This window comes from Pseudomonas sp. RW3S2 (genome assembly GCF_014268955.1).
GTDB classification, from domain to species: Bacteria; Pseudomonadota; Gammaproteobacteria; order Pseudomonadales; family Pseudomonadaceae; genus Aquipseudomonas; species Aquipseudomonas wayambapalatensis.
In genome coordinates, this window is sequence record NZ_JABWRM010000003.1 from 186,340 (window position 1) to 200,291 (window position 13,952).

13 protein-coding genes and 3 tRNA genes are annotated in these 13,952 nt (G+C 61.3%); 1 reads left to right on the forward strand and 15 read right to left on the reverse strand.

Annotation, left to right across the window (positions count from 1 at the left end; translation table 11 throughout):
- Positions 1 to 52: 52 nt before the first annotated feature.
- From clpX to HU748_RS06080, 9 genes are all read right to left on the reverse strand, one after another.
- Positions 53 to 1,336 (reverse strand): ATP-dependent Clp protease ATP-binding subunit ClpX, encoded by a 1,284-nt coding sequence (clpX, locus tag HU748_RS06040; protein ID WP_186719683.1) that lies wholly within the window; start codon positions 1,334 to 1,336, stop codon positions 53 to 55.
- Positions 1,337 to 1,444: 108 nt separating this feature from the next.
- Positions 1,445 to 2,086, reverse strand: coding sequence for an ATP-dependent Clp endopeptidase proteolytic subunit ClpP (gene clpP / locus HU748_RS06045; RefSeq protein WP_029613529.1), 642 nt, complete (start codon positions 2,084 to 2,086; stop codon positions 1,445 to 1,447).
- A gap of 91 nt (positions 2,087 to 2,177) precedes the next feature.
- Positions 2,178 to 3,491, reverse strand: coding sequence for a trigger factor (tig, locus tag HU748_RS06050; protein ID WP_186669588.1), 1,314 nt, complete (start codon positions 3,489 to 3,491; stop codon positions 2,178 to 2,180).
- 244 nt (positions 3,492 to 3,735) lie between these two features.
- Entirely contained in the window at positions 3,736 to 4,035 is a 300-nt protein-coding gene (locus tag HU748_RS06055) for a DUF6388 family protein (RefSeq protein ID WP_186669590.1), read from the reverse strand.
- A gap of 88 nt (positions 4,036 to 4,123) precedes the next feature.
- Complete coding sequence (locus tag HU748_RS06060) at positions 4,124 to 4,915, reverse strand: alpha/beta hydrolase (protein WP_346655315.1); 792 nt, start codon at positions 4,913 to 4,915, stop codon at positions 4,124 to 4,126.
- 44 nt (positions 4,916 to 4,959) lie between these two features.
- Complete coding sequence (locus tag HU748_RS06065; protein ID WP_186669594.1) at positions 4,960 to 5,739, reverse strand: class I SAM-dependent methyltransferase; 780 nt, start codon at positions 5,737 to 5,739, stop codon at positions 4,960 to 4,962.
- Between the two features lie 553 nt (positions 5,740 to 6,292).
- A tRNA-Leu gene (locus HU748_RS06070) sits at positions 6,293 to 6,377 on the reverse strand.
- 57 nt (positions 6,378 to 6,434) lie between these two features.
- A tRNA-His gene (locus HU748_RS06075) sits at positions 6,435 to 6,510 on the reverse strand.
- 46 nt (positions 6,511 to 6,556) lie between these two features.
- Positions 6,557 to 6,633 (reverse strand) — tRNA-Arg (locus HU748_RS06080).
- Between the two features lie 288 nt (positions 6,634 to 6,921).
- Between HU748_RS06080 and folD the strand changes: the two genes are divergently transcribed.
- Entirely contained in the window at positions 6,922 to 7,776 is an 855-nt protein-coding gene (gene folD, locus HU748_RS06085; protein WP_186669596.1) for a bifunctional methylenetetrahydrofolate dehydrogenase/methenyltetrahydrofolate cyclohydrolase FolD, read from the forward strand.
- Positions 7,777 to 7,849: 73 nt separating this feature from the next.
- Here the strand turns inward: folD and HU748_RS06090 are convergent, their stop codons facing one another.
- Genes HU748_RS06090 through HU748_RS06115 form a run of 6 tightly spaced genes read right to left on the reverse strand, consistent with a single transcriptional unit; the run spans position 7,850 to position 13,766 of the window.
- Positions 7,850 to 9,589, reverse strand: coding sequence for an ABC transporter substrate-binding protein (locus tag HU748_RS06090; RefSeq protein WP_186719685.1), 1,740 nt, complete (start codon positions 9,587 to 9,589; stop codon positions 7,850 to 7,852).
- 36 nt (positions 9,590 to 9,625) lie between these two features.
- Entirely contained in the window at positions 9,626 to 9,898 is a 273-nt protein-coding gene (locus HU748_RS06095) for a DUF2160 domain-containing protein (RefSeq protein ID WP_186719687.1), read from the reverse strand.
- Positions 9,899 to 9,910: 12 nt separating this feature from the next.
- The gene (locus HU748_RS06100) at positions 9,911 to 10,711 is read right to left on the reverse strand and encodes a carbohydrate ABC transporter permease (protein WP_186669600.1); all 801 of its coding nucleotides are present in this window, start codon (positions 10,709 to 10,711) and stop codon (positions 9,911 to 9,913) included.
- A gap of 3 nt (positions 10,712 to 10,714) precedes the next feature.
- Positions 10,715 to 11,578 carry a sugar ABC transporter permease gene (locus HU748_RS06105; RefSeq protein ID WP_186719689.1) on the reverse strand — a complete coding sequence of 288 codons (864 nt, stop codon included), beginning with the start codon at positions 11,576 to 11,578 and terminating at the stop codon, positions 10,715 to 10,717.
- Positions 11,575 to 12,672 (reverse strand): ABC transporter ATP-binding protein, encoded by a 1,098-nt coding sequence (locus HU748_RS06110; RefSeq protein ID WP_186719691.1) that lies wholly within the window; start codon positions 12,670 to 12,672, stop codon positions 11,575 to 11,577. The genes HU748_RS06105 and HU748_RS06110 overlap by 4 nt, the downstream gene beginning before the upstream one ends.
- A complete protein-coding gene (locus HU748_RS06115; RefSeq protein ID WP_186669607.1) occupies positions 12,672 to 13,766 on the reverse strand; it encodes an ABC transporter ATP-binding protein in 1,095 nt (364 codons plus the stop codon). The genes HU748_RS06110 and HU748_RS06115 overlap by 1 nt, the downstream gene beginning before the upstream one ends.
- Positions 13,767 to 13,952 lie beyond the last annotated feature (186 nt).

The following is a 13,952-nucleotide window of genomic DNA, read 5'->3' on the forward strand; positions in this document are numbered from 1 at the left end:
GCAGAAAGGGGCCCATGGGCCCCTTTCTGTTTCAACGTGTCAGGCGTGCGACTCAGGCGTCAGGCACGGCCTTGGCTTGCGGCTCGCTGTTCTCGTAGATCAGCAGCGGCTGCGAAGTACCGTCGATAACGCTCTCGTCGATCACCACCTTGCTGACATCCTTCTGCGAAGGAATCTCGTACATGGTGTCGAGCAGCACGCCTTCGAGGATCGAACGCAGGCCACGGGCGCCGGTCTTGCGCTCCAGAGCCTTGCGAGCAACGGCCTTGAGGGCGTCGCTGCGGAACTCGAGGTCCACGCTTTCCATCTCGAACAGCTTGGCGTATTGCTTGGTCAGGGCGTTCTTCGGCTCGGTGAGAATCTGCATCAAGGCAGCTTCGTCCAGCTCGTCGAGCGTGGCCAGAACCGGCAAGCGACCGACGAATTCCGGAATCAGGCCAAACTTGACCAGATCGTCCGGCTCGACTTCGCGCAGCGACTCACCCACCTTCTTGCCTTCCTGCTTGCTGCGCACTTCCGCGCCGAATCCGATACCACCTTTGGTGGAGCGGTTCTGGATGACCTTCTCGAGACCCGAGAATGCGCCACCGCAGATGAACAGGATGTTACGCGTGTCGACCTGCAGGAACTCCTGCTGCGGGTGCTTGCGGCCACCCTGGGGCGGCACGGAGGCCACGGTGCCCTCGATCAGCTTCAGCAATGCCTGCTGCACGCCTTCGCCCGAAACGTCACGGGTGATGGACGGGTTGTCCGACTTGCGCGAGATCTTGTCGATCTCGTCGATGTAGACGATGCCCATCTGGGCCTTTTCCACATCGTAGTCGCACTTCTGCAACAGCTTCTGAATGATGTTCTCGACGTCCTCACCCACATAACCGGCTTCGGTCAGGGTGGTGGCGTCGGCAATGGTGAACGGCACGTTCAACAGGCGCGCAAGGGTTTCGGCGAGCAGGGTCTTGCCCGAGCCGGTAGGCCCGATCAGGAGAATGTTGCTCTTGCCGAGTTCGACCTCGTCGCCCTTCTTGTCACGCTGGTTCAGGCGCTTGTAGTGGTTGTACACCGCTACGGCAAGCACCTTCTTGGCGCGCTCCTGACCAATGACGTACTGGTCCAGGATGCCGCTGATTTCTTTCGGCGAAGGTAGTTTGTGCGCGTTGCTCTCGGCCTGGGCTTCCTGCACCTCCTCTCGGATGATGTCGTTGCACAGGTCGACGCACTCGTCGCAGATAAATACCGAGGGCCCGGCAATCAATTTGCGCACTTCGTGCTGGCTTTTGCCGCAGAAGGAGCAATAGAGCAATTTGCCGTTGTCCTCGCCGTTACGGGTGTCAGTCATTCGATCGATCCAATCCGGTAGGCTTGCAACACAAGATGAAGGCAATTGCGGGCTTTTTCAAGTCCGCAGGCGGGCCCTTTCGGCGCCCGCCCGCTCTGGCGCCTGGGCTCAGGATACCAGTTGCCGCTTGTCGTAGACCGAGTCGACCAGGCCGTACTCGGCCGCGCGCGAGGCGCTCATGAAGTTGTCACGCTCGGTGTCGCGCTTGATGGTCTCGAGGTCCTGGCCGGTGTGGAAGGCCAGCAGCTCGTTCAGGCGCGCCTTGATGCTGAGGATTTCCTGGGCGTGGATCTCGATGTCGGTCGCCTGGCCCTGGAAGCCGCCCAGCGGCTGGTGAATCATCACGCGCGAGTTCGGCAGGCAGTGACGCTTGCCTGCCGCACCAGCGGCCAGCAGGAAGGCGCCCATGCTGCAGGCCTGGCCGATGCAGATCGTGGAGACGTCCGGCTTGATGAACTGCATGGTGTCGTAGATCGACATGCCTGCGGTGACCGAGCCACCCGGCGAGTTGATGTACAGATGGATATCCTTGTCCGGGTTTTCCGCTTCAAGGAACAGCAGCTGCGCCACAACCAGGTTGGCCATGTAGTCCTCTACAGGACCCACCAGGAAGATCACACGCTCCTTCAACAGGCGCGAGTAGATGTCGTAGGCACGTTCGCCACGGGCGGACTGCTCGATAACCATCGGGACCAGACCGCCTGCGGCCTGGATGTCAGAGCTCTGCTGAATATAAGAATTGCGGGACATGTCCTGCACTCACTCCCAAATAGTCATGGCTTTAATAACGCACAAGCCAGCCCGAAGGCTGGCTTGTGGGGTTTCCTACGAGAGTAGCAAATCACTCAGCTTCGGCAGGAGCCTGTGCTGGCTTGACAGCCTCTTCGTACGAGACCGACTTGTCGGTCACAGTCGCTTTCTGCAGGACAGTATCTACAACTTGCTCTTCCAGCACAACCGAACGGACTTCGTTCAGTTGCTGGTCGTTCTTGTAGTACCAGTTGATGACCTGCTCAGGCTCCTGGTAAGCGGAAGCCATTTCCTCGATCATCTCGCGAACCTTGGCGTCGTCCGGCTTCAGTTCGAACTGCTTGACCACCTCGGCGACGATCAGGCCCAGAACCACGCGGCGCTTGGCTTGCTCTTCGAACAGCTCGGCCGGCAGTTGCTCAGGCTTGATGTTGCCACCGAACTGCTGGACAGCCTGCACGCGCAGACGGTTGACTTCGTTTTCCAGCAGGGCTTTCGGCACGTCGACCGGGTTGGCGGCCAGCAGACCGTCCATGACCTGGTTCTTGACCTTGGCCTTGATGGCCTGGCGCAGTTCACGCTCCATGTTCTTGCGAACTTCGGTGCGGAAGCCTTCCAGGGTGGTTTCCTTGATGCCGAACTGGGCGAAGAAGGCTTCGTTCAGCTCTGGCAGCACAGGCGCGGAAACGCTGTTGACGGTGATGGTGAACTCGGCGGCCTTGTTGGCCAGGTCCAGGTTCTGGTAGTCCTCGGGGAAGGTCACGTTGACAACGCGCTCTTCGCCGGCCTTGGCGCCAACCAGGCCATCTTCGAAGCCTGGGATCATGCGGCCGGAACCCAGCACCAGCTGGGTGCCCTTGGCCGAACCACCGGCGAAGGCCTCACCGTCGATCTTGCCGACGAAGTCGATGTTGACCTGGTCGTCTTTCTCGGCGGCACGCTCGACGGCTTCGAAACGGACGTTCTGCTTGCGCAGCACTTCCAGCATGTTGTCCAGGTCGGCGTCAGCGACGTCGGCGCTCAGGCGCTCGACGTTGATCGACTCGAAGCCGGCAACGGTGAATTCAGGGAAGACTTCGAAGATGGCGACGAACTCGAGGTCCTTGCCTTTCTCGAACGACTTGGGCTCCACAGCCGGGGCGCCAGCCGGGTTCAGCTTCTGCTCGACCACAGCTTCATAGAAGGAGGCCTGGACCAGGTCACCGAAGGCTTCCTGGCGGGCAGCGTCTTCGTAACGCTGACGAATAACGCTCATTGGCACCTTGCCTGGACGGAAGCCCGGGACCTTGGCGCGACGGGCAGTCTGTTGCAGACGCTTGTTGACTTCGTTCTCGACGCGCTCGGCCGGAACGGCGATGGTCATGCGGCGCTCGAGAGCGGAAGTGTTTTCAACAGAAACTTGCATGGATATTCCTCGTTGCACAGACGTTAGCCGGCGATAGCCCGACTCCAGAATCAAGGGCGAATATTCTAGTGACTCACGCACCAGAAGTCACCCCACTCGGGACGACGGACAACCACGCCGGTCGATTTCGTTTACAGGCCGGCGCAAAAATGCGTCAGGCCTCGTTACTCAAGGGCTGCGCACCACTTTGGAGGGCGCACGCCGAAAAAACTTGTCAAACAGTTACAGCTGCAGAGCCGGCCCGTTACTGCGGGTCGATTTCATTGAACTGGCAATACTCTTCCCACGACATGCCCAGCGCCTCGGCCACCTCGCGGTGAGTCTCCAGGCGCATGGCCTGCAATTGCTCCGGGCTTTCGGCGATCAACTGCAGAGCCAGTTCCCAGGGCTCGACACCCTGCTCTTGCGCCGCATCCTCGAACGCCCACTCGACTTGCTGAGCCTGCTCGCGCGCGTCAAGCTCGTGGATCTCCTCGAGCAATTGCGGGTTGGCCTCGCGAAATCGCTGCAGCGCCAACGCCTGGCGCGCTTCTTTGGCAATCATCGGTATTTCCCCTGCCGGTCACCGACCGGTGTTTCAACCGGCTGAAATCTATCAGCTTTTATAGCGTTGCCACCAGAGGGCAAGCCCCTCAATCCTTCAGGCCGACAGGCGCACACGCCAGCGGCCGCTGCCGCCAGCTCGACCAGGCCTGCTGCCAGCCCTGCTCATGGGTCACGCCTGGCAGGGAAACCAGCTCAAGACAACGTGCCACTCCCAATTGCCGCGCATAAAACGCTGCAACGCCAGCAGGCACCTGACGATCCTCTGCACCCAGCAGATGGCGCTGGGGAATACGCGCCAGACGCTCCCGATACTGCAAAGGTTCGAGCGACCCTTCCAGCGGCGTCAGCTCACGCATTCGCACCCATTCAGCCGGACTCAGATTGCCGGCCAGAGTCTGGACCTGCCACACATCCTCACGCCGCCCCGCCAGCAACAAGGCAAGCGCGCCACCACCGGAGTAGCCCACCAACTCGAAGCCTTGATTGCCATAACGTGCCCTCAGTTGGTCGAGCGCCTGACCAAGACTGTCCAGCACTTCGGGGGAAAACCGCCGCCCCGCCCACAGCGTCGGCGTGCAACCGGACGCCTGAACGAACTGGCAAGGCCGCGCTATATATAAGGAAGGTGTCGGATCCTGCATGGCCAGGTCGACCACCAGAGTCTGCCGCGGCGTAGGGTCCAGACTCGGCTGCGAGGGCGTGACCCAGGCATGGCCGTCACCCTCCAGATAAAGCCGTAGCACGTTGGCTGCGGGCATCCGCGCGGGCGCCACGACCAGCAGTGGAAAGCTTTCCAGCGCCAGCACCTGTACCTCACGACCGTACTCGGCAGCCCTGTGCTCCAGCGCTTCGCGCGGCGACTGGCATGCTGCGAGCACAAGAGCACCCACAACAGCCAGCACACCCCTTCCCCACATCGAAATCAGACGAAGCTGAGGTTGTGACGCTGGGCACCATATACCACGCGCGCGGCGGTAATCAGCTGGTGAGGGATCTCGACGTAAGGGACGTCGGAGTTGCTCAGCGCCATGTCGAACAATTGCACCAGCACGGAATTGCGGCGCACCAGGATCACATCAGACCAATCGGTGTTGGTCATGGCCACCGGAATGAAGTCCGAACGCTTCATGAAGCTGCCCAGCGCCTCCAGCACGCCCAGGTTCTGCTTGGTGCCATTGGCACTGAAGCAGCAGTCGTTGAGCATCATGATGCCGTCCGGGCCGAGCAGCTCCTGGTAGTACATCATGTCGCGCAGGACGTACTCGTACTGGTGGTTGGCATCCACGTAGACGAAATCGAACTGCTCGATGCCGGTCTGCTCGCGGATCTTGTCGATCGCACCGATGGTTTCGGAGCGAATCACCGTGACCTCGGGCATGTCGACGAACTTGGACACGCACTCCTGGTACAAGCGGTCCCAGGTCGCATCGTCGTGCAGCGAGCCACCATAGTAGTACTCGTAGTCGTCCACCGGAGAGACCCAAGGCGGCAACTGATCGAATGGACTGTAAGCCTTGTTCGCCTCCTTGCTCCAACTGTCGGCCAGCACCATGCGCTCTGGCGTCAGTGCTGCGCGCAGCTTGAGGGCGTTCTCGCCACGCAGCACACCGAGCTCGGCAACCACCGGGCGTTTTTCCAGCGCATTGAAAACCGCGCCAACCACGTAATACAGACTATCCCTATGCGTGCTGCAGACTTTCATGTTCGTTCCTTTTATTCGCGGAATCGCATCAACGCCAAACGCCAAGCAAGAATCCGACCAGCCGCCAACACCGAGGCCCATCCCGCATTAACACTGGACTGGGAGGTGATGCCGAATGATGAACACAAAAAATCCCGCCAGCGAAATGACAGGGATGCGCCAGAATTCCGCTGCCCTGGGAATTTGCCGCAGAAATGAAAAGTGCCGCACAAGGCGGCATTTTCAGGAGATTTTCATGCGTTTGACCGCCTGACGCGCAGCCTCGGCGTGACCATGAAAGGTCGTCGCATCGCCATTCGAGTGCGGCCATGACCAACTACCAGAAAGCCATCACCCTCGACTTCAGCCAGATCGGCGAGTCGGCTCAGGCCAAGATCAAGCACAAGCTGGCCTTCAAGGCGCCGACCAAGCGCGCTGGATGCTCGACACGCACCAACGAAAAAAGGCAGCCTGAATGGCTGCCTTTTTTGTGCCGCTGTTCCCAGTTTGTTCCCACCGCGCTCCCGAAAAGAGGGCGCGACATGGTGAAACCCTTTAAAAACAGTAGCTTAGATGGTGCGGACGAAGAGACTCGAACTCTTACAGCTTGCGCCGCTGGAACCTAAATCCAGTGTGTCTACCAATTTCACCACGTCCGCGTGATGCACTTAAAACAAAGGCGCCTGATTATACAATCAAGGCGCCTTTGAAGAATATGGGGTGGACGATGGGAATCGAACCCACGACAACTGGAATCACAATCCAGCGCTCTACCAACTGAGCTACGCCCACCATATTGCGGTGTTACGTTACCTACTTGCTTGCCTAAGCTGCCTTATGGCGCACCCGGCAGGACTCGAACCTGCGACCATCCGCTTAGAAGGCGGATGCTCTATCCAGCTGAGCTACGGGCGCATATTCAATCTGCTTTCCGTTACGATTGCAAATCAATTTTCAGCCTTACCGAACGAGCTAGCAAATCCGCTCATTCTGCCTGACTTTGCTAACCAGTGCTAGGTTGTGCCCGACAAGTGCGACGAATGTTATAGACGAGCCGAAAGGTCGTCAACACTTTTTTCAAAAAAATTTAAATTATTTAAGGGGTTAGGGGATTTGCCCGACCACGCGCCTTTGCCCTCGGCCCGGCTCGTGCGAGAATGCGCCCTCTTTATTGTTCCCTTCTCGATGGTTAATCACGCGTCTATGACTGCACACCTTATAGATGGCAAGGCGATCGCCGCCAACCTGCGCAAGCAGATCGCCCAACGTGTCGCCGAGCGCCGCCAGCAAGGCCTGCGCACGCCAGGCCTGGCGGTGATCCTGGTCGGCACCGACCCGGCCTCCCAAGTCTACGTTTCGCACAAGCGCAAGGACTGTGAGGAAGTCGGCTTCATCTCCCAGGCGTTCGACCTGCCCAGCGACACCACGCAGCAAGCCCTGACCGATCTGATCGACCGTCTCAACGACGACCCGGCCGTCGATGGCATCCTGCTGCAATTGCCGCTGCCAGCGCATCTGGACGCTTCGCTGCTGCTCGAGCGCATTCGTCCGGACAAGGACGTCGATGGTTTCCACCCCTACAACATCGGTCGCCTGGCCCAGCGTATCCCGCTGCTGCGCCCATGCACCCCGAAGGGCATCGTCACCCTGCTGGAAAGCACCGGGCAAGACCTGTACGGCATGAACGCCGTTATCGTCGGCGCCTCCAACATCGTCGGTCGCCCGATGGCCATGGAACTGCTGCTGGCCGGCTGTACCGTCACCGTCTGCCATCGCTTCACCAAGGACCTGGCCGGCCACGTCGGTCGCGCCGACCTGCTGGTGGTAGCTGCCGGCAAGCCGGGGCTGGTCAAGGGCGAGTGGGTCAAGGAAGGCGCCATCGTCATCGACGTGGGCATCAACCGCCAGGACGACGGCAAGCTGGTGGGCGATGTGGTCTACGAGACCGCCCTGCCCCGCGCCGGCTGGATCACGCCGGTTCCAGGTGGCGTCGGGCCCATGACCCGAGCGTGCCTGCTGGAGAACACCTTGTATGCGGCTGAAGAGCTGCACAAGTAAGCATTCTCGGCGCGCAGCAATGAAAAACGGCACCCCAAGGGTGCCGTTTTTCATTAAGCGGTTCGGCAACTGATCACTTGCGCGCCTCCTCCCACGACTTGAGCAGCTCGTTGTAGCTGACCGTCTCGCCCTTCGGCTTCTCGTTGGCCAGCTTGGGTTTCGGCGCGCCCGGCTGGTCGAACCAGTACTGCGCATCACGCTCTGGGTTGAGCTTGGGCGCACAGGTGGCCTGGGCGTTGGAACGCTGCAACCGCTCCATCATGCGGTCCTGGTCACGGGCCAGGCCGTCGAGGGCTTCCTGCGGAGTCTTCTCGCCACTTGCCACCTCGGCGATATGACTCCACCACAGCTGCGCCAGGCGCGGGTAGTCAGGCACGTTGGTGCCGGTCGGGGTCCACTGCACCCGGGCCGGGCTGCGGTAGAACTCCACCAGCCCACCCAGCTTGGGCGCCATCTCGGTCATGGCCTGGGAGTTGATGTCCGACTCGCGGATCGGCGTAAGACCGACGATGGTCTTCTTCAACGACACGGTTTTCGAGGTCACGAACTGTGCGTACAGCCATGCCGCGAGGCGTTGCTTTTCGGGGGTGGACTTGAAGAAGGTCCAGGAACCGGTGTCCTGGTAACCCAGTTTCATGCCCTCTTCCCAATACGGCCCTTTCGGCGACGGCGCCATGCGCCACTTCGGCGTGCCATCGGCGTTGACCACTGGCAGCCCGGACTTGACCATATCGGCGGTGAAGGCGGTGTACCAGAAGATCTGCTGGGCGATATTGCCCTGGGCCGGCACCGGGCCGGACTCGGAGAAGGTCATGCCCTGCGCTTCCTTCGGCGCATAGGCGCGCAGCCAGTCCACGTACTTCTGCGTCGCGAACACCGCTGCCGGGCCGTTGGTGTCGCCACCACGGGTGACGCTGGAGCCAACCGGGTGGCAGTCCTCAACGCGAATGCCCCACTCGTCCACCGGCAAGCCATTGGGCAGGCCTTTGTCGCCGCCACCTGCCATGGAGAACCAGGCATCGGTGAAACGCCAGCCGAGCGAAGGATCTTTCTTGCCATAGTCCATATGGCCGTAGACACGCTTGCCATCGATCTCCTTGACGTCTTCGGTGAAGAACTTGGCAATGTCTTCATAGGCCGACCAGTTCACTGGCACACCCAGCTCGTAGCCGTACTTTTCCTTGAACTTGGCCTTCAGATCAGGGCGCTCGAACCAGTCGGCGCGGAACCAATAAAGGTTGGCGAACTGCTGGTCAGGCAACTGGTAGACCTTGCCGTCTGGCGCGGTGGTGAAGGAAATACCGATAAAGTCTTTCAGGTCGAGCGTAGGCGAGGTGTAGTCCTTGCCTTCGTTGGCCATCAGGTCAGTGATCGACTGCACCTTGCCATAGCGAAAGTGCGTGCCGATCAGGTCGGAATCGTTGACCCAGCCGTCGTAGATGTTCTTGTCCGACTGCATCTGCGTCTGCAGCTTCTCCACCACATCGCCTTCCTGCAACAGGTCGTGGGTGAGCTGGATGCCTGTGATCTCGCTGAATGCCTTGGCCAGTACCTTGGACTCATACTCATGAGTGGTGAGGGTTTCCGACACCACGTTGATCTTCATCCCACGAAACGGCTCGGCGGCCTTGATGAACCACTTGAGTTCCGCCATCTGCTGCTCGGCACTCAGGGTGGAAGGCTTGAACTCGCTGCCGATCCATTTTTTCGCCGCGTCCTCGTACTGATCGGCCCACGCCGTGCCCTGCAGGCCGCCAAGCAGCAGCGCCGCGGCCAGAGTCAAATGTCGCCGCTTGTTGTCGTTATCGAACATTGTGATCTCCCGATTGAAATGATCCGCCGCCCCGGGCTAACCCCAGCGCAGCACCACCACGAGCCAGGCCAGCGACAGCAGCGAGGCCATCCACAGCGGCCAGTCGCTGGCGCCGATCACCGCAAGGTGCAGGTAGGCACTGGCCAGCAGGCCGATGAACAACCGGTCGCCACGACTGGTGACGAGCGGCAGAAAACCGCGCCGCTCCACACAGGGGCGACGCAGCTCGAACACAGTCATGCACGACAGCAGCACGCCGACGGCGACAAAGAACAGCGCCGTGGGCAAGGTCCAGGCCATCCACTCCATCGTTGCGCCCTCCTATACCCGGCCCAGGGCAAAGCCCTTGGCCACATGGTTGCGGACAAACCAGATCACCAGCATGCCAGGCAGGATGGTCAGCACCCCGGCGGCCGCCAGCACTCCCCAGTCGATACCCGAGGCCGACACGGTGCGGGTCATCACCGCCGCGATCGGCTTGGCGCTCACCGAGGTCAAGGTTCGCGCCAGCAGCAGCTCGACCCACGAGAACATGAAGCAGAAGAAGGCTGTCACGCCGATCCCGGAGCCGATCAGCGGCAGGAAGATCTTCACGAAGAAACGCGGGAAGCTGTAACCATCGATGTAGGCGGTTTCGTCGATCTCTTTTGGCACCCCCGACATGAACCCCTCCAGGATCCACACCGCCAGCGGCACGTTGAACAAGCAGTGGGCCAGGGCCACGGCAATGTGCGTGTCGAACAGGCCGATGGACGAATACAGTTGGAAGAACGGCAGCAGGAACACCGCCGGTGGCGCCATGCGGTTGGTCAGCAGCCAGAAGAACAGGTGGCGATCACCGAGAAAACGATAACGCGAGAACGCATACGCCGCTGGCAAGGCCACCGCCAGCGAGATCACCGTGTTCAGGCACACGTAGTACAACGAGTTGAGGTAGCCGCTGTACCAGCTCGGGTCGGTGAAAATGACCCGATAGTTGTCGAAGGTGAACGCCTGCGGCCACAGGGTCAGCCCGCCAAGGATCTCGGTATTGCTCTTGAACGACATGTTCAACAGCCAGTAGATCGGCACCAGCAGGAAGAAGAAGTACAGCAGCAAAGGCACCGCTTTGCGCAAGGTCATGGCCTACTCCTTGTCGGCGTGGGTCATGGCGGTATAGAACAGCCACGACACCAGCAGGATGATCAGGAAGTACACCAGCGAGAACGCCGCCGCCGGCCCCAGGTCGAACTGCCCGACCGCCATGCGCGTGAGGGTCTGGCTGAGGAACGTGGTGGCATTGCCCGGCCCGCCGCCCGTGAGCACGAAAGGCTCGGTATAGATCATGAAGCTGTCCATGAAGCGCAGCATCACCGCGATCAGCAGCACGCTCTTGAGCTTCGGCAGCTGGATATGGCGAAACACCGCCCAACCCGAGGCGCGGTCGATGCGCGCAGCCTGGTAGTACACGTCGGGAATGGCGCGCAACCCCGAGTAGCACAGCAGCGCTACCAGCGAGGTCCAGTGCCAGACATCCATCACCAGCACCGTGACCCAGGCATCCAGCGGATCGCCCGCATAGTTGTAGCTGACCCCAAGCTTGGCCAAGGTAGCCCCAAGCAGCCCGATATCGGCGCGGCCGAAGATCTGCCAGATGGTGCCGACCACGTTCCACGGGATCAGCAGTGGAATGGCCATGATGATCAGGCACACCGAGGCCATGCGCCCCTTGGTCGGCATGGTCAGGGCGACGGCGATGCCCAGCGGGATCTCGATCAGCAGCACGCAGCCCGAATAGATGAACTGACGCAACAGCGCATCGTGCAATGCGGGGTCTCGCAACACCTGGCGGTACCAGTCGGCACCGACGAAGTAGCGGTTGGAGGCGTCGAAGATGTCCTGCACCGAATAGTTGACCACCGTCATCATCGGCACCACGGCGCTGAAGGCCACCAGCAGGAACACCGGCAGCACCAGCCACCATGCCTTGTTGTTCGGCACCTTGTTCATGGCGCGGCCTCCAGCAGCAGGTCATCGACGTAGAGCATCAGCCACTGCGCCGGCAGGCTGACCCATGCGCGCCCTTCAGGCAGGGGACGGTCCTCACCCATGCGAGCCTTGAGGGTGACGCCCGCCAACTCCAGGGTGAGGATGCGGTAGGTGCCCAGGTCTTCTACATCCAGGACATGGGCCTCGAAGGCATCATCGATCGGGCGGTCCCAGACCTGCACGAACTCTGGACGAATCCCCACCTGCAAGCGCTCGCCCGCTTGCTCGGCCAGGCGCTCGCGCAGGCCATCCGGCAACGGCAGGTGCAGACCGCCGAAACTCACGCCATCGGCTTCGGCACGCACCTCGATCAGATTCATCCCGGGGCTGCCGATGAAGTAGCCCACGAAGGTGTGGCGCGGGCGCTCGAACAATTCGCGCGGGGTGCCGAACTGGACAATGCGCCCACCGTGCATCACCGCGATCTTGTCGGCGAAGGTCGAGGCCTCCAGCTGATCGTGGGTGACATAGATCATGGTGATGTTGAACTGCTCGTGAATCTGCTTGAGCTTGCGCCGCAGCTTCCATTTCAAGTGCGGATCGATCACCGTCAGCGGCTCGTCGAAAAGGATCGCCGACACATCGTCGCGCACCAGGCCGCGGCCCATCGAGACCTTCTGCTTTTCGTCAGCGCTCAGGTTGCGCGCCTTTTTCTTCAGCACCGGCCCCAGGTCGAGCACCTCGGCGATCTCTTCGACGCGCGCCTTCACCCGCCGCTCGTCCAGGCCCTGGTTACGCAGGGGGAAGGCCAGGTTGTCGAACACGCTCATGGTGTCGTACACCACCGGGAACTGGAACACCTGGGCAATGTTGCGCTGCTGCGGCGACAGCGCATTGACCGGCTGACCGTCGAACTGCACCTCTCCCTGGGACGGACTGAGCAGACCGGAAATGATGTTGAGCAAGGTCGACTTGCCGCAGCCGGAAGGCCCGAGCAAGGCGTAGGCCCCGCCCTGCTCCCAGACGTGCTCGAGCTCGTGCAAGGCATAGTCGGCAGCGCTGGCGGGCTGGCGGCTGTAGCTGTGGGCCAGGCGATGCAAGCGGATCTCGGCCATCAGCGGCGCCTCCCCTGGCGCAGGCCAGGGGCCTGTACCAATTGACCGGTGCTGTCGAAGACGAACAGCTTGTGGGTGGGGATGAACACCGGAACCTGGGTGTCCACCTGATATTCGTGCACACCCGGCAGGTGCAGGATCATCCGCCAGTGCTCGTTGCGCACATGCAGGAAGGTTTCCGAGCCGCTGATTTCAGCCAGCTCGACCAGCACGGTCAGCTCGAGGTCGTCGTCATGGGACGGCACCAGGGTGATGTGGCTGGGGCGTACACCGAAGCGGTAGTCGCCATCGGCCAGGGCGCGCAGATCGTCGGTACGGGCGAAGTGCACCGCACCGGCCAGGCTCACCTCGTTGCCCGCGACCCGCCCGCTGACCAGGTTGATCGGCGGCTCCGAGAACAACTCGGCGGCCAGCACGTTGCAGGGTTTGTGATAGACCTCGGCGGTGGGGCCGCTTTGAAGGAGCCGCCCTTCATGAAGGATGGTGGTGGTGCCACCCAGGGCCAAGGCTTCGTTCGGCTCGGTGGTGGCATACACAGCGATGCAGTTGCGCTCGGCGAACAGCGCGCGCAGCTCCTGGCGCAGCCCTTCACGCAGCTTGTAGTCGAGGTTGACCAGCGGCTCGTCGAAGAGGATCAGCGAAGCGTCCTTGACCAACGCACGGGCCATCGCCGTGCGCTGCTGCTGCCCCCCGGAAAGCTCCAGCGGCAGGCGCTGCAGGTAGGCTTCGATGCGCAGCATCTCGGCCGTCTGGTGCACCCGCTGGCGGATCTGCGCCTCCGGCAGGCGCGCCTGGCGCAGCGGTGAGGCGATGTTCTCGAACACGCTGAGGGTGGGGTAATTGATGAACTGCTGGTAGACCATCGACACATTGCGTTCACGCACCGGGCGCCCGGTGACGTCCTCGCCATCCATCAGCACCCGCCCGCTGTCCGGGCGATCCAGGCCGGCCATCAGACGCATCAGGCTGGTCTTGCCAGACAGGGTACGGCCAAGCAGAACGTTGAACGAGCCCGGCTCGAAACGCAGACTGGCCTCGGCGATCCAGGCCTGGTTATCGACGTGGCGGCTGACCTGCTCCAGCACCAGGGTCATGGCGTAGCCTTCTTGTGATTGTTGTCCGCCGAACGGAGCCAGAACCGTGCCAGAAACCGCCGAACGCTCTGGCACCGGCTCTACGCAGCAGCACCCTGTTCGCCTGCGAACACAAATGAACAGTTTCGCTGGACAGTTGAACAATCACGGCATTGACAATGAACAGTTGTGAACGACACTCAAGGG